Source organism: Desulforhopalus glucosivorans (assembly GCF_054397165.1).
In genome coordinates, this window is record NZ_AP044854.1 from 1,327,212 (window position 1) to 1,347,602 (window position 20,391).

Consider the following 20,391-nt stretch of genomic DNA (forward strand, 5'->3'; position numbering starts at 1 on the left):
TTAAACCAACAGCAGGGAAGGACTTCTTCTTCCCTGCTACTAAAAGGTGGTGAAACATGTCGCACTGTCTTGCTCTTCTTGAAAATTCCATTTATGTCGGCAGGTATAGTTGGGATGGTATTAAAAAGGATGACAGGGAGCCCATTGCGTGGTCAGCGGGGGCCTATGATGTGAAAATCTATAAACGTCCTTCATCCCCTGGTAACGTTGAGCTGTTAAAACCCTATGTTTGTGTTTACGCGAAGACAGGGATTGGTCAGTCTATTTCAGCACATCCAGAAAAATTTGCACAACATATCTGTCACGACTTCGGTATGCATGTCGAAAGGGTGGTCTGGGTTGAAGATCTGCTCGATGGATATGAACGATTTGAAATTGTTCAATTTACGAGAACAAGAAAAATTGGTAATACTATTATTTATACAACGGAAAAGCGAAGGGCCGATCCTCGTGAGGTGGAGCAGCTTGAAGAGGAAATTCGTTGCCTTCCGTCTTTTTAATCTTTATTTCATTGACTCTTTTCTACACCATGGAAGATTACAGAGAACAATTAAAAGCAAGGTTATTCCAGGTAGAAGAAGAGCTACGTGAAATAGAAAAACGTATACCTGCCCATTCCGTAAAACCTCCGGTCATGGAGGATCTGTTTGCCCTGGAAGACGAAAAAGAAATTATCATTAAAAAACTAAACCTTGAAGATGAGAAGTAAAACTAGGACCATGGCTCTGGTGAATAGTGGACCTCTCTAAGGTTAAACCAATACCCGGATATCTGGTTTTTATAAAAGATTACAAAGGGTAATACACTACAAGGTCTGTAATGCAGCCTCCTCGTTCTGAAGTTTTTGCAAAAACCTATCAGGAGTACCTTAGACAGATACGTGAAATTGATTATCTCGCCAAGGCGGATATTCTAGGTCTTGATAGAATTGATGATACCCTTCGCATCCCAATTTATAATTCAACCTACTGGTTTTCTGAAAGCGGGATTGTTACAGATGATGGCAGAGATTTGTCAGTATCCCTCCAGGTTATCATCTGTAAATATATTCTTCATTGTTCCCTTGAACCCGTTCTTTCTAAGAATAGACTTCAACCCTATAGAGAATTTAAGGATGCTGCTCCACTTATCTCATATTTCACCACCAATACCACACAGCGAATAGAAAAATTTTTTACAGGAAGAGTTAAAGAGCTGCATGGAAGATGTTTAGATGCTGGTGGAGAAGCCTTGGATACCGAGGTGTACGATCTCTCTTATCGGTTTTATGCCTTACCAAGAATACCAGTTGTTCTTAATTTTAATGACTGTGATGATCTCTTTCCTGCCGCTTGTTCCATTTTATATAACAGCAGTGCAGCAAATTATCTTGATATGGAATGTCTCTCAATGACCGGAACACACCTCGCTAGTATTTTGACAGAAAACACTGTGTCATAATGACATAAATAATGACATAAAAATTTTTTTTTGGACCTTTGATGGTGTATGCTTCTGGTAAATGACAGAAATATGGTTATTTTTATCAGATGTCAGGAATTAAGCTGCATATAAACTCATCCAATGGAGGTTTGTCATGACTGAAACTCATTGTCCAGGTTTTGAGAGTAATAAATCCTTGTCAGAAGTTACGTTGGTTTGCCCGGAGTGTGGTCATACTTGGGAGGTTTTTTCAGATGAGCTTAAAGAAACAGTACAATGCAAAAGTTGTGGTAAAACTGTTGACTCGGCAAACTGCCAAACAAAGTAATTGAGTGCTCCCATAAGAAAAATCTTCATTTGTATATAGGTGTACGGGTGAAGATTTATCGCATCTATCCAGACAGTTCCGTACTTAAAAATAGTTGCCTTCGTTACAGGAAACTCCTACCCGTACTATACACAATACCTTGCGTCTATTGTAATGAACTTTGAAATGAGAAGGATTGAAAGCTCGTTTCACGATGAGTGGGAATGTGATTTATAATATCAAACGGTCTGCTCCACTGAAAATAATATGTCTAAAATTCATATCAATAATTACGGGGTAACGGTTCCGGCTATTCCAGGGCGTAGCCTGCTTGTTTCATTGCTAAATGAAGAACAGCCCATTTATACTATTTGTGGAGGAAAGGCCGGATGTGGATGTTGTCGTGTGAAGATTTTACAGGGCGCGGAAAAGCTTTCACTTGTAAATGATAATGAAAAAAGAAGGCTTGGAAGTGCAGTTATAGAAAATGGTTTTAGGCTTGCTTGTCAGACGTATCTTTTGCGGGATGTAACCATATATTTACCTACCGGAGATGAGCTGGATTCAATCTGTTCAAAAAGATTGAAATGATGGTGTCGTGCACAGGTAAAGACTTAGAAAGAGTTTGTGAAACCGTAGGCTTGGGTGGTTTTTAAAAAACATCAGAAAAATATCATAAAAATTGTACAAATGGAAAATCCTCCTATAAACTTATTTATATGAAGTCTCAAGATACTGTTCGTTTGCGTTAGTGAAGGTTACTTAATGAAGGATTGCTGAAGGAATAGTGAAATATGAATCCTAGATTGGAGGAGAGTAGATGTTAAATAGATTTTCAGTTAAAGGCAGAATGTATCTCATCATTCTTTCGATACTTGTTTTGTTTTTAATGATGATATTTTTTGCTGTACAGAATGGCAACAAGGTACGCGATCTTGGTTTAAAGGAAGTTACCAATGTAATGCTTGAAGATCAAAAGGCTAAAATTCAGGTGGCGTGTCATACTGCGGCATTGGCCATAGGTCACGCCATTGATGGGATAGCTGACAAGGATGAAAAGATAGAAGTTATCCGGATGCTCATTGATGATATTCGCTTTGAAGAGGATAAATCAGGATATTTCTTTGTGTATGAAGGGACGACTAATATAGCTCTTCCTCCAAAAAAATCTCTGCATGGGAAAGACTTAAAAGATTTAAAAGATGGAAATGGTAATTTTCTAGTCCGCGAACTTAGGGACGTTGCCAAGAATGGTGGTGGGTTTTATACATACACTTGGGATAAGCCAGGGGCAGGAGAAACTGCAAAACTTAGCTATGCTGAAATGATCCCTGGAACACAGATGTTTATCGGAACAGGTGTTTACCTGGACAATATTGATGCCTATAAGGCGCAGATGAATGAGAACATTCAGACTCAGGTTTCTAAAAATCTGACCACTATGCTCATTTCAGCAGGTATTATTTTTGTAGGAATCATTACTCTTTGCCTGTTTATTGTTTTTGGCCTGGTGAACGCCTTAAAACTTATGATTGTCAACTTCAAAGATATTGCTGAAGGCGAGGGTGATCTCACAAAACGAATTGAAATTAAAAGTAAAGATGAGATTGCAGAGCTGGCTGGCTGGTTCAATATCTTTATTGAAAAACTGCAAGGGATTATCAGCTCGATCAGTAAAAATACGCAAACAATCAGTGATGAAGCAGTAACTCTTTCATCGGTTGCAAATGATCTCTCTAGTAATTCCCAGGACACATCACAGCGCTCAGATACAGTTGCAACTGCTGCTGAAGAAATGAGTTCTAACTTGAATAACGTCGCAGCAGCAATGGAAGAGTCCACCACTAATACGAGTATGGTGGCAAGTGCTGCTGAAGAGATGACTGCTACCATTAATGAGATTGCTATTAATTCAAGTCAAGCCCATGATATTTCAGAAAAAGCAGTAGTTCAAGCTGAGACGACCTCCCAGAGAATGGCAAAACTTGGTTCTTCGGCTAATGCTATTAGTAAGGTTACAGAGACCATTACCGAGATTTCTGAGCAGACTAACCTGCTTGCCCTGAATGCAACCATTGAAGCTGCCCGTGCAGGTGAAGCTGGTAAGGGGTTTGCGGTAGTAGCAAATGAGATTAAAGAGCTAGCTAAGCAAACTGCTGAGGCAACACTTGACATTAAAAACAAGATTGAAGACGTTCAGCAGACAACGGACAACACGGTTACAGATATTGAAGAAATTACCACGGTTATCAATAGTGTGAATGAAATTGTCGCAACAATTACCACAGCGGTAGGGGAACAGACTAAGGCAACTGAAGAAATTGCTATGAACATTAATCAGGCCGCGGATGGACTCGGAGAGGTAAATGAGAATGTGAGTCAAATCTCGGTGGTTGCTTCTACAATTACTTCAGAAATTGCCCTTGTAAACCAAGCTACTGGTGAAGTCTCTACAAGTAGTTCACAGGTTGAGGTGAGTTCAACCGATCTACAGAATCTGGCTGGTGAACTTAAATCTCTTGTTGATATGTTTAAGATCTAAAAAACGTATAGACACTGGAAAAAGGGCCGTCTCTTGATTAAGAGAAGGCCCTTTTTTTGTTATCTAAAACTCTTGTATGTTTGTGAAGGGGTTATAACATAATCAAGCATTTCGTCATGGGCTTGTAAGGTAAGTTCGTCTACGACCTGTAAGTCATAGGCAAGACCAATCCTTGTTGCTTTTGGAATAGCAGAGACAAAGCGATCATAAAATCCACCACCATAGCCAAACCGTCCTCCCCTTTTATCGAATACTGATCCTGGTAGTATGATTGCTTCAATTGTATTTGGGGAAATGATAGCGTTTTTACAAAGTTCAGGCGTGGGTTCAGGAATATTACAATATCCCGGGACCAGATCTTTTACTAAATTTCTGATTTGTATGGCATCAAGGCGCCTTTCTTTTACATAGGTAATCGGGACAGTGACGGTCTTCCCCGCAGCCAGAAGTGTTTCAATGAGCTCAAAAGTAGCTACCTCGCTTCTAAAACTGACATAGACAAATATTGTGGTGCAGTTTTTAATTTCTGGCAGGTTACATAGATGTTCACAAATAGTCCTGGAGTCCTTCTGAATAATTTCTTTTGTAAGTGAATCCCTTGATTGCAAGGTTTCTTTTCGCAGTTGTTTTGAATTTAGTGTCATTGTCTTACCTTTTACTTGGAAAGTGAATGGTGATTTATAATCTTTGAATTATGTACAGGTATGTTGGGTAACGACTGAGGAGTTTTAATCGGTTGAATTCAAAAAGTCGCGCCCTTGATGGGCTGTCAAAACAGAGCGGGCTGAAATAAATGGTTCCTTTGTTTTGTTGAAACCTTTGTGAGCCACGGAGTAATTTTTCTGTCTCCTGGTAGTGGCTGGGCGGTAGAGTACTGTCCATTACAAGGTTTGCAGTTAATTCTATTTTTGGAAACGCATTGTTTAAAAATTGAATCCTTTGAAACGCCTCTAACACCATACTTGAGGTAATTGGTTTTCCTAGTCGGTCTAATGTCTCTTGGTCAGGTGATTCGAGACCAATATTTATATATGTGTTACAGGGTAATTTTTGTAACTCGAAAAAGAGGTCCTCTGGCGCCTCGAGTAGTGACGTTACCGAACCAAACAAAAAGCAGTTCATCCCATCAAGATAAGAGTTATACAACTCAAGTGTACTGAACGCTTTTTTTATACCGTAGACGATTGTTTCTGTACTGCTCCTCAGGGCGTCATGTTCCCCAAGATAGATACTGTTGTAATTGACAAGATCCTTACTGTAGAGTTCTTTGAGCTCTTGAAGCTGTAGGTCTATACTTCGTTGATCAAGTTCATGAAAAGGGTGTTTGTTTTTGACTTTACAAAACCTGCATTTATATATGCAGCCCTTTGAAATCATGACAGGGATGATATTGTAACCGACATGGCGCGCGTCTGGTGGAAGGACAGATATTTGACCACCAGTAATATTATGGAATTTTTTTGTTTTTTCTAAGAGTTTGATCGGACTGTTTTCAAGAACTGAGGAAAGAAAAGCTATATCTTCTTGTGACTCGGTAATTGTGCCGATTAGCTGATTAAGATAGGTGGACCAGTTGTCAATGATGCTGCTGATTGCCTCATTTGCAAACGGTTTGCCTCCTAAGATGCTATTACTTGAATATGGAAAATTTGGAAGATAGTATTCTCCGGTTGCTTCGAAAACTCCAGTGTACCCTCCAGTTGAGTTATATACCCAGTCATTACCTACAGTTCTATTGAGCCATTCATGGGGATGATTCCAGTTTCCGGATTTGTCTCTTATGCGAATAATTTCATGGTTGAGATTGAAGTGAAAACAGTGTTTGAGGGTATCTATCTCATTGTATATTCCGGAAATGATCGGAAATGACATTTTTGGAAAGGTGCGGCTTCCTTGATTGTTCAGGGAGATTTCACACCTGTTTGATATGGCGGCATTATTCATACTAAGATACAGGATTGAGGTGAACTGTTACGGTCCTCGTATACCAATAGACTAACCCCGATGATTGGGATAAGTGCTTCTAAGGTCTGACTACGTTCACTATCTGGTGGTAAGATTAAGCTTACGATTTCAAAAACAATTCCTGAGTTTTTTGTTTTTTTACAGAAGTTCAGGAGCAAGGCACTAAAGCGAATCATGTAATAGTATGATTACAGGATTGAGGTACTATTGTCAAAAATCTTAAAAGGTCTAATAATCCAAATAAATATTAGAACTAACAGACATGAAACATGTTGGAAATCTAGGTGGTTTTTGGTTATACTAGCACATTTTATATGAATACTCATTTCAGTCACCGTCGTAACTCAATGCTTGCTGACAAAATTTGTTTATCGGAGATAATAGGATATTGAAGTAAACAAAATAAATACAACAACTTAGCTGGAGAATCGGTTTCAGCGCTTCATGGAGTACCTTTCCTGGAGTGAAGAATCATCTTTACGGAGACGTATATGGACATGCAGAAAACGGAAGCCCTGGAGGCGATATATGATCGATGTGTCGCTAATGAAGACAACATAATAACTCAGCTTCAGGAGATTCAGAAAGAGTTCGGTTATATACAGGAAGATGTTGTTAATTGGTTTGCTGAAAAATCTAACGTTCCGGCATCTAAATATTATGGTGTTGTAACGTTTTACTCGCAGTTCCATCAAAATCCCCGGGGCGAAAATATCGTCACAGTCTGCTGCGGCACCGTTTGTCATGTTAAAGGTGCTCCTCGTATTATTTCCAAAATTAATGAGGACCTCAAGCTTAAAGAGGGGCAGGAAACAACCAAAGACATGAAGTTCACCACAGAGCGGGTCAACTGCGTTGGAGCGTGTAGTATTGCCCCTGTTGTCCTCATCAATGACAAGGTGCTTGGAAAAGTTACACCAAGTAAAATGGTGAAAAGTCTGAAACCATATAAGGATTAATCCATGAACAGTGAAATAGTAGTGAGTGTGTGCATGGGAACAGGTGGTATTGCCGCCGGTGGCGACATGGTCATGGAGGCTTTTGAGAAAGAACTGGCAGAAGCCGGCGTAGCTAATGCAACTGTAAAAGAACAGTCCAAACTCCATAAGGTCGGATGCAGGGGCTTTTGTGCCCGTGACGTACTGGTTGATATCTCGGTAAATGGTATTGTCTCCACCTACCAGTATATTCAGGAGGACATGGTTAAAAGACTGGTGAATGAACACTGTCTTGGAAAAAAGCCTGTAACCGAATGGCTGGTGGGCGATGATTACCATAATTTCCATGATAGTCAGACCAAGATTGTTCTCCATGATCTTGGAAAGATTGATCCGGAATCCATAGACGAATATTTAAAGGTTGATGGGTATAAGGCCGCTGAAAAAGCGCTGACAACATTGTCCCCCCAAGAGGTTATCGATACTGTTAAACAGTCCGGGCTTCGTGGTCGTGGAGGCGGTGGTTTTCCAACTGGTGTTAAGTGGGGCTTTTGCGCTGCAAACGATGCTGATCAATACTACATTATATGTAACGCGGATGAGGGTGATCCCGGTGCATTTATGGATCGTTCAGTGGTTGAAGGTAATCCCCATGCAATGCTTGAAGGTATGATAATTGGTGCGTACGCGATCGGTGCCAGTATCGGATATGTCTATATCAGGGCTGAATATCCGCTTGCAGTGGATAGATTGCATAAGGCTATAAAAGATGCCAAAGAAAAGGGCTATCTAGGTGAAAATCTTTTCGGTACTGATTTTAGTTTTAAAATTAAAGTAAAGCTTGGAGCAGGAGCCTTTGTATGTGGTGAAGAGACCGCACTTATTGCTTCCATTGAAGGTGAGCGTGGTATGCCTCGGGCCAAACCACCATTTCCAGCCAATAAGGGCTTATGGGGTAAGCCGACAATTATCAATAATGTTGAGACTTTTGCCAATTTACCCCATATTCTTAATAAGGGTGCAGAGTGGTATGCGGCCATCGGGTCAGAAAAGAGTACAGGAACCAAGGTTATCGCACTGACAGGTAAGATTAGAAATACCGGGCTCATTGAAGTTCCAATGGGAATACCACTCAAGGATATTATTTTTAATGTGGGTGGTGGTATTGAAGGTGATAAACTCTTTAAGGCGGTACAGACCGGTGGACCATCCGGGGGGTGTATACCTCAACAGCATATTGATCTCCCAGTTCACTATGAAGGACTTGCCTCTGTTGGTTCCATGATGGGTTCTGGTGGTATGGTTGTGTTGGATGAGACCGATTGTATGGTCAATATTTCTAAATTCTTCCTTGAATTTACCCAATCAGAATCCTGCGGAAAATGTGTTCCCTGTCGTCTCGGTACAAAGCGTCTTCTTGAAATTCTTACTAGAATTACCGAGGGAGATGGTAAGGAAGGTGATATTGAACTGTTGCAGGAATTGGCAGAAGATGTGCGCGATTCAAGTCTTTGCGGTCTTGGAATGTCAGCACCAAATCCTGTCTTAAGCACCATTAAATATTTCCGCCATGAATATGAGGCCCATATCAAGCAGAAGAAATGTCCTGCTAAGGTGTGTAATAAGTTACTGACCTTTTTTATTCGTGAAGATATGTGTGTCGGCTGCGGCATGTGCGTGCGTGCATGTTCCGTTAATGCAATCACAGGAGAAAAGAAGCAACCACATAAAATTGATAATGCTCTCTGTATTCAATGTGGTTCTTGTTTTGATGCGTGTAAATTCAGTGCTGTGCTTAAGGAGTAGAGAATATGCTGAACCTTAATATTGATGGTAAAGATGTATCGGTTGAAGCAGGAGCAACGGTTCTTGAGGCAGCCAAACAGTTAGGTATCGATGTACCTACACTGTGTCATGATTCAAGGCTCAAACCTTTTGGCGCTTGCAGACTTTGTATTGTTGAGATAGCGGGTATGCCAAAGCCGGTTACTTCCTGCACCACCCCTGCGACTGATGGTATGGTAGTTAAAACCAACAGTGAACGATTGTACAGGCTCAGGAAAACCACCGTTGAGTTGTTGCTTTCAGATCACCCTAATGATTGTATGGTCTGCTCCAGTTCCGGTGATTGTACCCTCCAGGAACTTGCGTACCTCTATGGTATTCGGGACAACCGATTCATTGGTGAGGTGAGACAGCACCAGCGTACTGACAACAACCCTTTTATTATCAGAGACCAGAATAAGTGTGTTATGTGTGGTCTTTGTGTGCGGGTCTGTGATGAAGTGCAGGGCGTAGGAGCCATCGGCTATTCTGAAAGGGGCTTTGAAGCTAAGGTTATCACGCCTTTTGGCCATGATCTCGATTGTGAGTTCTGTGGACAGTGCGTTTCTGTATGCCCAACGGGTGCGTTGACCGGGTCTCTTTGGGCCGGAAAGCCACGTTCAACTGGGGTAATAAAAACAGATACCACCTGCACCTATTGTGGTTGCGGTTGTAATGTAACTCTGAAGAGCCACAACGATAAGGTTGTACGAATTGATTCTGATGCTGATAACCATAATCGAGGTTGGTTATGTGTTAAAGGCAGGTTTGGTTTTGAATTTATCAATAGCCCAGAGCGATTGACGACTCCTCTTATCAGGAGAGAAAAAGGTGGCCAGTTTGAGAAGGCAACCTGGGAGGAAGCACTTGATTATGTCGCCGATAAATTAAAGGTGATCAAAGAAAACAATGGGCCTGACAGTGTAGGCGGTCTCTGTTCTGCGCGTTGTACTAATGAAGAGAACTACCTTTTTCAGAAGATGTTCCGGGTAGGTATTGGGACCAATAATGTTGACCACTGTGCCCGCTACTGACACAGTGCTACTGTGGCCGGGCTGGCCGCAAAATTTGGTTCTGGTGCAATGACCAACTCTGTTGCAGAGATTGCTGACAATCAGGCGCTCTTTGTTATTGGTTCAAACACCACTGAGAATCACCCTATTATAGCTCTTCGTATGAAAGAGGCTGTTGCCAACGGAGCTCAGCTTATTGTGGCTGATCCCCGCCAGATTCCCCTGGTTAAATTCGCAACGCTCTGGTTGAGACATCGTCCTGGTACTGATTCTGTTTTACTCAATTCCATAATGAACGTTATCCTTGCCGAAGGACTCGAAGATAAAGCGTTTATTGACGAAAGAACAGAAGGATATGACGAATTCCTCACGTCACTTGAATCTTTTACTCCGGAGTATGGTGAAAAGATGACCGGAGTGCCGGCGGAAGATATCATTAAGGCTGCCCGTATTTATGCTTCTGCTGAAAATGCTGGAATTTACTATGCAATGGGTATAACCCAGCATGTTATGGGAACCAACAATGTTTCAGCTGTTGGAAATCTCGCCATGCTTACCGGAAATCTCGGTAAAAAGGGCGCAGGTGTAAATCCACTTCGCGGACAAAACAATGTACAGGGTGCCTGCGATATGGGTGGCCTGCCAAATGTTTATCCCGGTTACCAGAAAGTTGATGTCCCAGCTGTTCAGGAAAAGTTTGAAAAGGCCTGGGGGACAACGCTATCAGGAACCATTGGTTTGCCGGCATCTGAAATGACCGGGGCCATGCTTGAAGGTAGCCTTAAAGGTATGTATGTTTTTGGGGAGAATCCGGCCGTTAGTGATCCGAATATGAATCATTCTGTTAAGGCCTTTGAAAATCTTGAGTTGCTTGTGGTTCAGGATATTTTCATGACTGAAACAGCCGAGCTTGCCGACGTAGTACTGCCTGGAGCATCCTTTGCCGAAAAAGAGGGTACGTTTACCAGTTCTGAGCGCCGAGTTCAAAGGGTTAGAAAGGCTGTAAACGCCCCGGGACAGGCATTGTCTGATCTTGCGATTATTGATCAGGTCTTCAAAAGGATTTCAGGAGAAGGCGATCTGACAAAGAGTGCCGAGCCTGCGGTAATCTTTGATGAGATCGCAAGCGTTTGGCCAGGTGTTGCAGGAATGAGTTATGGCAGGTTGGAGAAAAACAGTCTGCAGTGGCCATGTCCAGATGAGCAACATCCGGGAACTGAGTTTCTTTTTAAGGAGAGTTTTAATAGAGAAGGTGGAAAGGCGATGTTTACTCCCGTTCCTTTTGTTTCTTCAAAAGAACTTCCAGATCAAGAATATCCGTATGTTTTGACTACCGGACGTCAATTATTCCATTACCATACCGGAACTATGACCAGGCGCTCCACAGGTCTGAACCGTGTTGCACCTGAAGCATTCGTTGAAGTTAATCCGGCTGATGCAGATGTATTAGGTGTGGCGAGTGGTGAGTTTCTTACCGTGAGTTCAAGACGTGGTGAGATCAGGGTTAAGGCGAGGGTTTCCAAAATTGTACCACCTAATGTGGTTTTTATTCCGTTTCACTATAGTGAGGCGGCAGCGAATCTGCTTACAAATGATGCAATGGATCCAATTTGTAAAATTATGGAAGCCAAGGTTTGCGCAGTAAAAATAGAAAAACGCTAGTCGTTTAAACTATTCTTTGTTGGACAAAGGATGGTGATTTTCTGTTAAAATGTAGTATCTTAAAGGGGAGCTGATTGCCAGCTTCCCTTTTTTTGTTCACATTTTTTAGTAGGGAAATATCATCAGTCAGGATGGAAGCATATAAGAGAAGTAGACCAGGAAACATGTAGCAGTAGACCTTGAGAATTGCAGAACAAAATGTTTAGAAGAAATTTGGGCCAGTTGGAGTGACAATGAGTGAATCTATACGAATTGAAGAGGGAGAGACCCTTCTTTCTAGTGCTGAATCGGTGATCATTATACCTGAAATTGCCATTAAGGAACCAGGTTATATCCAGGTGTTTACGACTAAAGATTTTGCTAATGCAAAACACGAATACCACGCTATGGCGCAAATGGCTTATTTCCAATTTCAAGATGAAGAGCTCGAGATACAGGAAGTTGATGGCCCACTTTCTATAACCAGCGGAGAAGAGCGAGTTAGTCTGGGCTCAGGTTTACTTATGAGTCGCGAACGGGATGGATCATTTTTGGTTTTTATACATCAATTTTTACACAAAAAGAAATTGCTTGAGGCGACTTACAGATATTGTACCAGATGGGTCAGGCTCGATATCTAGTCACGGTGGATGATAGACAAATAGAGTTAAGTACCTTAGAAATTAGAAATTATGTTTTCCCACAAAACGCAGGAAATAATTTCTAAGTTACTTCTAAGGTCATAGGTTAGACAGAAGTTACTCTTAATAATGAGGTGTTGAAGTGGCTGATGATAAGGTTATCACAAAACAGAGAATTATAGTTTTTCAGCAGAAAGAGAGTGGCAGGAAGAAAATCGAGGGTCTTAGCAAATATGGTGCAGAGTATTTTGATCTGACTATTGTGGATATCGATGATGAGTTGCCCTTGGTACTTGACGATACTAGTGACTATTTACCCAAATCTCTTGACTGTGATCTGGTCCTCGACTTTTTAACGCATAACGATCTCTCAACTGATCTTGCTGAGCTTTGTCAGAAGCTGGAACTACCAGTTGTTGGTTCCGGCAAAAAACTGCCCGGAAAGGGTGCTATTACCCCTCCAACCTGTTGTGGTTTGCCTCGACTTGAAGGGCTTGGTCATTATGGAGATCACTTTGGTGCACCTGAGTTTTCTGTTGAATCAGAGGATGGAATTATAACAAAGGTTGATGTGATTCGAGGGGCTCCATGTGGTGCTACCTGGGAAGTTGCTAAACGCCTTGTTGGTCATCCTGTTGATGATGCGGGTCGAAAGGCTGGACTTGATACTCAATTCTACTGTTATGCTGAACCGGGCCGTTGGGATCCTATCTACGGTAAGAGCCCTGTGCATTTTGCTGGTAAGATACATGACAAGCAGATGCAAAAAGCCATCTCAATTCTAGAAAGTGTCCTTCAAGAAGGTTAGTACCTTCTGGTCTACCGTGCTGGTACCTTAGAAATAGTTTTAGCCACTGGCAAGATGGTAAGCTGAAACGTTTTTAAGGTAGAATAATACAAAAAGCCGTTCTCAAAAATGAGAACGGCTTTTGTATTACCAGTTTTTCACCATGACCTCAAAGTAGCCTCTGGGTTTAACGCAGGCAGGGCATTTATCAGGTGGAGTTTCACCCTCATGGTGATAACCACACCCGAGACATTTCCAGGTAACTGAAGTGTCTCTTTTAAAAACCCGGCCTGTAATGAGGTTGTCTGCTAGTTCTCTAAACATCATTTCATGGCATTTCTCAGAAACGTTAATGGCATGGAATGTATCGGCAGCCCTTGCAAAGCCTTCTTCTTCAGCCTTGGCTGCAAAAACAGCGTATAACTGGTCGTGAACATATAACTCAAGTTCAGCAGACTGGATAAGATTTGAATGGGTGTCTTGTATTACGCCCGCAGGGAACCTCCCGCTTATATCAAGCTCCCCTCCATTAAAAAACTTGAAAAACCGCAGCCCGTGTTCGAGTTCCTGTTCTGCGGTTTCATCAAAAAGTTTTGCTATCTGGATAAATCCATCGTCTGTAGCTTTTCGTGCAAAGAAATTGTATCTCGTCCTAGCCTGGGCTTCAGCGGAGTAGGAGAGTAGAATGTTTTTTGCAGTCTGGCTCTCTTTAAATTTAACCATACCAGGCCTGTTTATTCTTCTATGGTGATAGCGTCTGCACCACACTCACTTGCAGCCTGGCGAACCACATCTTTGAGATGGTCTGGAATATCGTCCATTTTTACAATTGAAAGGAGCTGATCTTCGTCGTATTCAAAAACTTCAGGACATAAATTGTTACAGTTCCTATCACCCATGCAATTTTTTGAGATAGTTGCTTTCATTATTTCTCCTTCATTGGTTGAATAATCCACATAGTATATGTGGGCCTTTTGACTGTTATCGCTACAAAACTATATTTTTTCTGTATCTTCACCTAGTACTAGTCATCAAGACCATGAGAAGCCTTCAGCACAGTATATGGTGGCTGCAGGTACTCGAGGGTTTTTCCTGTCTTTCTCCAGCCATTTTCACGGAAGAATCTTGAGAAGTTAAGTGAGACGCCGGCGTATAATGAGCGCTCATTATCTTCTTCATCATTGTCGTAGCCCCTGGTGTAGTAACCACCGTGAAATTCTAGATATTGAAGAAAGGTGTTTTCTATGGAGTCAAATCCTTCCAGCTTCAGGACCATTGAGTAGTAGTGGTTTGAGTAGTCATCAAAGATTCCGTTAATGTCTTCGTTGAAAACATATTCGACTCTAAAGTCAATTTTGTCATCTAAGGAAGGGTAGCGCTCCATCATTACAGAGGTGAGGGCACCAAGGGTGTTCATCACCATATCCTCCCAGGAAAAACCTTGGGACTCACTTGTTGCATCAGCCAGTTCCATAAAGGCTTGTACAGTCCATGATGATAGTGCAGCGTAGGTGTTGGCTGTGCGTGAATCGTAGCCCCAGTGTTTATACAAGCCGGTGAGGGCATCAGAGAATGTATAGGTAGCCCAAAAATGGCCTAATTTGTCAGCACCACCATATTTAGAATCCTGTTCAAACCACCCTTCATCCGCACTATGAAAATCAGCGGAACCATAATCCCACTCGTTTAATCCCCATATACCAATAAGAGAGGCCGCAACAATATTAGTATAAAGAAGTTTCTTTTCCTTCGGTTGGCTACTCCACCAACCTGCATCATTAACACTATCTGAATGAGTTTCACTGGTGATTGCCGCCGTCGGTTCAAGCATAACCTCAGAAGAATCTTGTGCATAGAGTGGAGCAGAAGCCAGAGAGCAACAAAGTGAACATGCAATAGTAGCTTTATGGGATATTGATAGTTTCATTGGGGATATTGGAAAAAAATTTGTCTATAAAAGAAGGTGTAAGTGTACGCTCCTTTTGCAATAATTCATAACATATCGTCGCAGAGATACTATAGTTTGTCCTTACTCGTCAAGAGCTTGTTAGCGCTTTTGTGATCGTTACAAGTGGTGTCCAATTTGTGTGTTGGGATTTTGATTGTTAATTGGATTGTGTCAATGCTGTTTAGTGCCTTACTCCTAAAAGCCTGTCATAAAAAACAGGTAGCGTAGACTCCGAGAAAACAGGGGAACCTTTTAGCATTACTTCCATGGAACTTATCCCTTTATCGGGGTACATTAGTTTTATGCCTCACTTAAGGGAAGCAATATTGTAAATGTGGAACCCACACCAATTTTACTGTCAACGGAGATACTGCCCTGGTGTGATTCAACTATGGATTTTACAATCGCAAGGCCAAGACCTGTGCCGTGTATTTCACGGGTAGTGGCATTTTTAACTCTGTAAAAACGACTGAAAATATTTTTAAGATCATCTTCTTCTATTCCAAAGCCGTTGTCTCTCACCAGAATCTTAACATACTCATTTTCAACCTGAGCCTGTATATTTATGACAGTATCTTTAGGAGAGTACTTAATAGCGTTGGTAATGAGGTTTGAAAATATTTCTTCAATATTCTGGGCATTGGCAAGGATGGGGGGGAGGTCGTCTTCAATGTCTATCTGAATTGATATGTTGTTTTTATCCCCATAAGGACTGTAAAACTTTTGTTGTTCTTTCAGTAACAGACCAATATCTATCATCTCTTTCTCGTGACCAATAAGACCTGACTCAATACGGGATAAATCGAGAAGTTCAGATACCAGATTGTTGAGATTGAGAATTTTTGCCGAGGCGCGTTCAAGGATCTCATGTTGCTTGTCGGTAACCTCTCCGGCTAAACCATCGTTGATGATTTTAAGTTGCATCAAAAGAGAATTCATGGGGCTTCTGATTTCATGGGAAACCATGGATACGAAATCAGACTTCATCTGGTCCATTTTTTTTAGTGCTGTTATGTCGTGAAGGACAGTGATGGTGCCAAGATTACTCCCGGATTTACTGCGAAAAGGGCTGCATCTACTACTGTAATACTTATCCCCAGCATCATCTTTGAACTGTAACTCATTGGTTAGTTCAGCAAAAGTAGCCGGTGTCATGGCAAGTGTTTCATCAATTGCAGCAAGGAGTTCACTGTTTTCAATGACGCTTGACACATTGCGGCCAATAACATCTTCCCCGTGATACCCCATCATATGGAGAAAGGCTCGGTTTGCCTGAACAATGAGTTTGTTACTGTCAGTGGTGAGCACTCCTTCGGTTAGTCGGTTGACCATAACCCGGAGTCTAGATTTTGATTCAGCTATATCCTGTAAAGCATTCGTATACTGGAGAGATTTATCTACTACGGCGCGTAATTGATCGGGGGTAAAAGGTTTCGGGATAAAGTCAAAGGCCCCTTTTTTCATGGCCTCAATGGAATGTTCAAGCGTTGCGTAGCCGGTAATGACAATGACAACGCTGTCGGGATGATTTTTTCGAACTTCTGAAAGAACATCAAAGCCGGAGATTGTTGGCATCATGAGATCCACAAGGACGATATCAAAATGCTTGGACGCTATCATCTTAAGCCCTTCTTCACCATCCGGGGCAGAAGATACCTGAAAGCCGTGGTCAGTTAAAACAAGGGTACACGCTTCGCGTATACGCGCTTCATCATCGATAACAAGAATGTTTGCTGAATTAGACCTGCCGACCGGTTCAACTATTGGCATCTTTTTACACCTTTTGTGGCTAAAATTGATGGAACGTAGCTGGACTATACAATTGTTATGAAGGTGGTTCGCAGTAATTTTATAAAAGTAATTGAAAAATTGATCAATTAAAAGTGCTATTTGATCACGCGGGTTGATATAAAAGATACGTAATAACAGATTTTTATATGAGCCTGTAGGTGAGGAGTCTTTTCATATCGATTTTTTTTCATGTTATTACTGTTGTCTGAATAGGTATTGTAAATGAAAACGGTTAGATATGCGATGAGTGGCAGGTGAAATGTAAATATGTAAGGAAAATTCATTAAATTTATCATTAATATCGATTAAAACGATTAAACTTAAAAAAAAGCTATCATAACCCTGCATTTTTATTATAATGACAGCAGATCTAATCCTTTACCTGTACGGTGAAAGCAACGCAATTGCATGCCCGTAGTAGTTGGCCGCAACGAACACTGTGAAGGCCATTTACACATCGGGGCCAATCTAATGGAGGATTGTTACGTGACCCGGATGACCCCTCAGCAGGAGAATGTCGATAAAATTGGTTCAGTTTTAGTCGTAGGTTCAGGGATAGGGGGGATGCAGGCTGCCCTCGATTTAGCTAATAGTGGTTTTATGGTTCACCTGGTGAATGATGAGCCATCCATTGGTGGCACAATGTCCAGGCTTGATAAGACCTTTCCCACCGGAGATTGTGCCATGTGTATGATCTCTCCCCGCATGGTTGAATCCAGCCGTCATCCAAACATACAACTTCACACCATGGCGAAGGTGTCGGCAATCGATGGGCATGAAGGTAACTTTACAGCGACTATCCAGCAACAGGCCAGGTATGTAGATGCTGAAAAGTGTACAGGATGTGGTGCCTGTGAGCCAAAGTGTCCCAGCAAGGTTCTTGATCTATTTAATCAGGACCTCAACAAAAGAAAAGCTATATACGCTCTTTTTCCCCAGGCTGTACCTAATACCCGCGCAATAGATCCCAAGCACTGTCTTTATCTGACGAAAAGTGTATGTCGTAAATGTGAAAAGGTTTGCGATGCAGGTGCAATAAATTTTGATGACACTGACAAAGAGATCGAACTGAATGTGGGTTCTGTCATCTTAACCCCTGGGCTTTCAACGTATAAACCTGAAATTAGGCAAGAGTTCGGCTTTGGTCAGCATAAGAATGTCGTGACAGCGCTACAGTTTGAGCGTTTACTCTCAGCGTCGGGTCCCTGTGGAGGAGAGGTTGCCAGACCGTCTGATGGTGCCCACCCTAAACGGCTTGCCTGGATTCAGTGCGTTGGTTCAAGAAATGCCCATAATGCCAATCCATGGTGCTCGTCGGTCTGTTGTATGTACGCGGCCAAACAATCTATTATAGCCAAAGAACATGATCCAGAGGTTCAATCCACCGTTTTTTATATGGAATTAAGAGCCTTTGGTAAGGATTTCGATAAGTATATTGAAAAGGCCAAAAATGATGCCGAAGTTGTCTATAAGCGGGCTATGGTCTCTGAAGTTATTGAGGACCCTCAAACTGGTAATTTGTTCATCCATTCTGTTGGCGAGGACGGTAAGCTTATCAATGAAGAATTCGATATGGTTATCCTTTCCATAGGTTTTGAACCAAGGGAAGACGCCGATGAGTTTGCTAAGGTTTTTGGAATCAATTCAGATGAATATGGTTTTGCCAAAACCTCTAAACTGCGTCCTGTAGAGACCTCAAGAAAGGGCATATACGTTGCAGGAACCTTCCAGGGGCCAAAAGATATTCCTGAAACGGTTATCCAAGGCTCTGGTGCTGCAGCAGAAGCCATGGCGCTACTCAGCACTAAACGTGGTTCAGAAGTTGTTGAGGTGCAACTGCCTGATGAGCGCGATACCACAGGTGAAGATCCAAGGATAGGTGTTATTGTTTGCCACTGTGGAACGAACATTGCTGGAACAGTCGATGTGGAAAAGGTTGCCGAGGTCGCAGCAAAAGAACCGGGTGTCACCCATTCCGAAACCATCATTTATGCCTGTGCTCCTGATGGCCAGCAGAAGATTCGCGATCTGATTGAAGAAAAAAATCTCAACCGTGTGGTTGTAGCTTCCTGTACACCTCGAACCCATGGACCGCTTTTTATGGATACCATTCGGGAGGTAGGTCTAAATAAGTTTCTTTTTGAACTCGCAGATATCAGGGAGCAATGCTCCTGGTGTCATATGAATGATAAAGAAAATGCGACCAGTAAGGCGATTGAGATCGTTAATATGAATGTGGCTAAAACCAGAAATCTGGTGCCCGTTACAACGGCTTCTGTAGGCGTTGACCATACTGCCCTTGTCATTGGAGGTGGTATTGCCGGTATGAATGCCTCATTGTCTCTTGCCGCCCAGGGGTATGGAGTTCATCTTGTAGAGAAAAATAGTCGTCTGGGTGGTTTGTTACAGGGTGTGTACACGACTATCGATGGCGACGATACACAGGCCTACCTTGCAGATGTAATACGAAAAGTTGAAGAAAATTCAGTAATTACTGTTCATACGGATACAACAGTCGAGAAGATAGATGGCTTTGTCGGAAATTTTGAAACCAAGCTTGCAAGCGGGCAAAGTCTTGCCCATGGCGCTCTGCTTATTGCATCAGGTGGGGTTGAATATCAGCCCACTGAGTATGATTATGAGCAGTCTGAGAGAGTAATTACCCAACGAGAACTTGAAGCAACACTCCATGATACCGGGGCAGAGCAGGATGCAACCTATGTAATGATTCAGTGTGTAGGCTCGCGCGAAGACCCAGATAATTACTGCTCACGTATTTGTTGCCAGGATGCTCTCAAAAATGCCATTGCCATAAAGGAGACAAGTCCAGATGCAAGGGTAATTGTTCTCTATAGAGATATGAGGGCCTATGGTTTAAAAGAAGATTACTACAAAAAAGCGCGTGACCTGGGAGTATTGTTTTTCTTGTATACGCCAGATCTAAAGCCCCGGACGAAACTCATTGAAGATAAGGTTCAGGTGACGTTTCTATCAACCATCCTTGGCAGGGATATGGTGGTAGATGCTGATTATCTCGTTCTTTCCACAGGGCTTAGACCCCAGCCGGATGGTGATGAGTTCGCTAAAAAGTTTAAGCTCACATGTAATATCGATGGTTTCTTACTTGAAGCCCACGTCAAACTACGCCCCGTTGATTTCCCAAGTGAAGGGTTTTTCCTGGCAGGGCTAGCCCATGCACCAAAAAACCTTGAAGAAACTATAAGTCAGTCCCTGGCAGCCGCAGGGCGGGTCGGAGCGCTCTTGTCTAATGATAAGCTCAGCGTTTCAGGGGTTATCTCAAAACATAATCGGGACATTTGTATGTCTTGTCTTGCTTGTGTAAAGAAGTGTCCATTTGGTGCACCTTTTATTGATGAAGACGGACGTGTCAGCCACAATGAAGTGAAATGTACCGGTTGTGGAATTTGTGCAGGTGTCTGTCCTGCCAAGGCATATCAGGTTAACTATTTCAGGGATGATCAGATGCTTGCAATGATTGATTCGGTCACTGAAAATTAAACCTTTGGTTTCGTGGGAATTTTAACCAAACGTAGGGTGTAATCCCTGTTCTT

The 20,391-nt window shown here is 42.2% G+C and carries 17 protein-coding genes; 11 read left to right on the forward strand and 6 right to left on the reverse strand.

Going from position 1 to position 20,391, the window contains the following annotated elements:
* Positions 1-56: 56 nt before the first annotated feature.
* The 5 genes from ACX6CI_RS05655 to ACX6CI_RS05675 all read left to right on the forward strand — a co-directional run bounded on the left by ACX6CI_RS05655 (position 57) and on the right by ACX6CI_RS05675 (position 4,271).
* Positions 57-500, forward strand: coding sequence for a hypothetical protein (locus tag ACX6CI_RS05655; protein ID WP_458777195.1), 444 nt, complete (start codon positions 57-59; stop codon positions 498-500).
* A complete protein-coding gene (locus ACX6CI_RS05660) occupies positions 482-709 on the forward strand; it encodes a hypothetical protein (protein WP_458777196.1) in 228 nt (75 codons plus the stop codon). Before ACX6CI_RS05655 ends, ACX6CI_RS05660 begins: the two co-directional genes overlap by 19 nt.
* Positions 710-819: 110 nt before the next feature.
* The gene (locus ACX6CI_RS05665; RefSeq protein WP_458777197.1) at positions 820-1,440 is read left to right on the forward strand and encodes a DUF3786 domain-containing protein; all 621 of its coding nucleotides are present in this window, start codon (positions 820-822) and stop codon (positions 1,438-1,440) included.
* A gap of 556 nt (positions 1,441-1,996) precedes the next feature.
* Entirely contained in the window at positions 1,997-2,320 is a 324-nt protein-coding gene (locus ACX6CI_RS05670; RefSeq protein ID WP_458777198.1) for a 2Fe-2S iron-sulfur cluster-binding protein, read from the forward strand.
* A gap of 229 nt (positions 2,321-2,549) precedes the next feature.
* Positions 2,550-4,271 (forward strand): methyl-accepting chemotaxis protein, encoded by a 1,722-nt coding sequence (locus tag ACX6CI_RS05675; RefSeq protein WP_458777199.1) that lies wholly within the window; start codon positions 2,550-2,552, stop codon positions 4,269-4,271.
* 59 nt (positions 4,272-4,330) lie between these two features.
* Here the strand turns inward: ACX6CI_RS05675 and ACX6CI_RS05680 are convergent, their stop codons facing one another.
* Positions 4,331-4,915 carry a 5-formyltetrahydrofolate cyclo-ligase gene (locus ACX6CI_RS05680; protein ID WP_458777200.1) on the reverse strand — a complete coding sequence of 195 codons (585 nt, stop codon included), beginning with the start codon at positions 4,913-4,915 and terminating at the stop codon, positions 4,331-4,333.
* A 34-nt stretch (positions 4,916-4,949) separates the two neighbouring features.
* Complete coding sequence (locus ACX6CI_RS05685) at positions 4,950-6,143, reverse strand: radical SAM protein (RefSeq protein WP_458777201.1); 1,194 nt, start codon at positions 6,141-6,143, stop codon at positions 4,950-4,952.
* A 584-nt stretch (positions 6,144-6,727) separates the two neighbouring features.
* On the opposite strand from ACX6CI_RS05685, the gene ACX6CI_RS05690 reads away from it, so the two are divergent.
* The 5 genes from ACX6CI_RS05690 to dfsP all read left to right on the forward strand — a co-directional run bounded on the left by ACX6CI_RS05690 (position 6,728) and on the right by dfsP (position 13,101).
* A complete protein-coding gene (locus tag ACX6CI_RS05690; RefSeq protein ID WP_458777202.1) occupies positions 6,728-7,195 on the forward strand; it encodes an NADH-quinone oxidoreductase subunit NuoE family protein in 468 nt (155 codons plus the stop codon).
* A 3-nt stretch (positions 7,196-7,198) separates the two neighbouring features.
* Positions 7,199-8,980: an NADH-quinone oxidoreductase subunit NuoF gene (gene nuoF, locus ACX6CI_RS05695; protein WP_458777203.1), complete on the forward strand. Its 1,782-nt coding sequence runs from the start codon at positions 7,199-7,201 to the stop codon at positions 8,978-8,980.
* Positions 8,981-8,985: 5 nt separating this feature from the next.
* On the forward strand, positions 8,986-11,673 hold the full coding sequence (gene fdhF, locus ACX6CI_RS05700) for a formate dehydrogenase subunit alpha (protein WP_458777204.1): 2,688 nt from the start codon (positions 8,986-8,988) through the stop codon (positions 11,671-11,673).
* 233 nt (positions 11,674-11,906) lie between these two features.
* Positions 11,907-12,293, forward strand: a complete 387-nt coding sequence (locus tag ACX6CI_RS05705) for a hypothetical protein (protein WP_458777205.1) — start codon at positions 11,907-11,909, stop codon at positions 12,291-12,293.
* A gap of 142 nt (positions 12,294-12,435) precedes the next feature.
* Positions 12,436-13,101 carry a DUF166 family (seleno)protein DfsP gene (dfsP, locus tag ACX6CI_RS05710; RefSeq protein WP_458777206.1) on the forward strand — a complete coding sequence of 222 codons (666 nt, stop codon included), beginning with the start codon at positions 12,436-12,438 and terminating at the stop codon, positions 13,099-13,101.
* A 126-nt stretch (positions 13,102-13,227) separates the two neighbouring features.
* On the opposite strand, the gene rbr is transcribed toward dfsP, so the two are convergent.
* The 4 genes from rbr to ACX6CI_RS05730 all read right to left on the reverse strand — a co-directional run bounded on the left by rbr (position 13,228) and on the right by ACX6CI_RS05730 (position 16,798).
* On the reverse strand, positions 13,228-13,803 hold the full coding sequence (gene rbr, locus ACX6CI_RS05715; protein WP_458777207.1) for a rubrerythrin: 576 nt from the start codon (positions 13,801-13,803) through the stop codon (positions 13,228-13,230).
* Positions 13,804-13,814: 11 nt separating this feature from the next.
* Positions 13,815-14,006, reverse strand: coding sequence for a ferredoxin (locus tag ACX6CI_RS05720; RefSeq protein WP_458777208.1), 192 nt, complete (start codon positions 14,004-14,006; stop codon positions 13,815-13,817).
* Positions 14,007-14,104: 98 nt separating this feature from the next.
* Positions 14,105-15,007 (reverse strand): DUF2279 domain-containing protein, encoded by a 903-nt coding sequence (locus ACX6CI_RS05725; protein ID WP_458777209.1) that lies wholly within the window; start codon positions 15,005-15,007, stop codon positions 14,105-14,107.
* Between the two features lie 321 nt (positions 15,008-15,328).
* Entirely contained in the window at positions 15,329-16,798 is a 1,470-nt protein-coding gene (locus ACX6CI_RS05730; RefSeq protein ID WP_458777210.1) for a response regulator, read from the reverse strand.
* A gap of 516 nt (positions 16,799-17,314) precedes the next feature.
* Between ACX6CI_RS05730 and ACX6CI_RS05735 the strand changes: the two genes are divergently transcribed.
* Positions 17,315-20,338, forward strand: coding sequence for an FAD-dependent oxidoreductase (locus tag ACX6CI_RS05735; RefSeq protein WP_458778439.1), 3,024 nt, complete (start codon positions 17,315-17,317; stop codon positions 20,336-20,338).
* Positions 20,339-20,391 lie beyond the last annotated feature (53 nt).

Excerpts from the sequence above, each read along its gene's own strand:
- ACX6CI_RS05655 (WP_458777195.1), top strand. The coding sequence starts at position 57 with ATGTCGCACTGTCTTGCTCTTCTTGAAAATTCCATTTATGTCGGCAGG.
- ACX6CI_RS05665 (WP_458777197.1), top strand. The coding sequence starts at position 820 with ATGCAGCCTCCTCGTTCTGAAGTTTTTGCAAAAACCTATCAGGAGTAC.
- ACX6CI_RS05670 (WP_458777198.1), top strand. The coding sequence starts at position 1,997 with ATGTCTAAAATTCATATCAATAATTACGGGGTAACGGTTCCGGCTATT.
- ACX6CI_RS05675 (WP_458777199.1), top strand. The coding sequence starts at position 2,550 with ATGTTAAATAGATTTTCAGTTAAAGGCAGAATGTATCTCATCATTCTT.
- ACX6CI_RS05680 (WP_458777200.1), bottom strand. The coding sequence starts at position 4,915 with ATGACACTAAATTCAAAACAACTGCGAAAAGAAACCTTGCAATCAAGG.
- ACX6CI_RS05685 (WP_458777201.1), bottom strand. The coding sequence starts at position 6,143 with ATGTCATTTCCGATCATTTCCGGAATATACAATGAGATAGATACCCTC.
- ACX6CI_RS05690 (WP_458777202.1), top strand. The coding sequence starts at position 6,728 with ATGGACATGCAGAAAACGGAAGCCCTGGAGGCGATATATGATCGATGT.
- nuoF (WP_458777203.1), top strand. The coding sequence starts at position 7,199 with ATGAACAGTGAAATAGTAGTGAGTGTGTGCATGGGAACAGGTGGTATT.
- ACX6CI_RS05705 (WP_458777205.1), top strand. The coding sequence starts at position 11,907 with ATGAGTGAATCTATACGAATTGAAGAGGGAGAGACCCTTCTTTCTAGT.
- rbr (WP_458777207.1), bottom strand. The coding sequence starts at position 13,803 with ATGGTTAAATTTAAAGAGAGCCAGACTGCAAAAAACATTCTACTCTCC.
- ACX6CI_RS05720 (WP_458777208.1), bottom strand. The coding sequence starts at position 14,006 with ATGAAAGCAACTATCTCAAAAAATTGCATGGGTGATAGGAACTGTAAC.
- ACX6CI_RS05725 (WP_458777209.1), bottom strand. The coding sequence starts at position 15,007 with ATGAAACTATCAATATCCCATAAAGCTACTATTGCATGTTCACTTTGT.
- ACX6CI_RS05730 (WP_458777210.1), bottom strand. The coding sequence starts at position 16,798 with ATGCCAATAGTTGAACCGGTCGGCAGGTCTAATTCAGCAAACATTCTT.
- ACX6CI_RS05735 (WP_458778439.1), top strand. The coding sequence starts at position 17,315 with ATGACCCCTCAGCAGGAGAATGTCGATAAAATTGGTTCAGTTTTAGTC.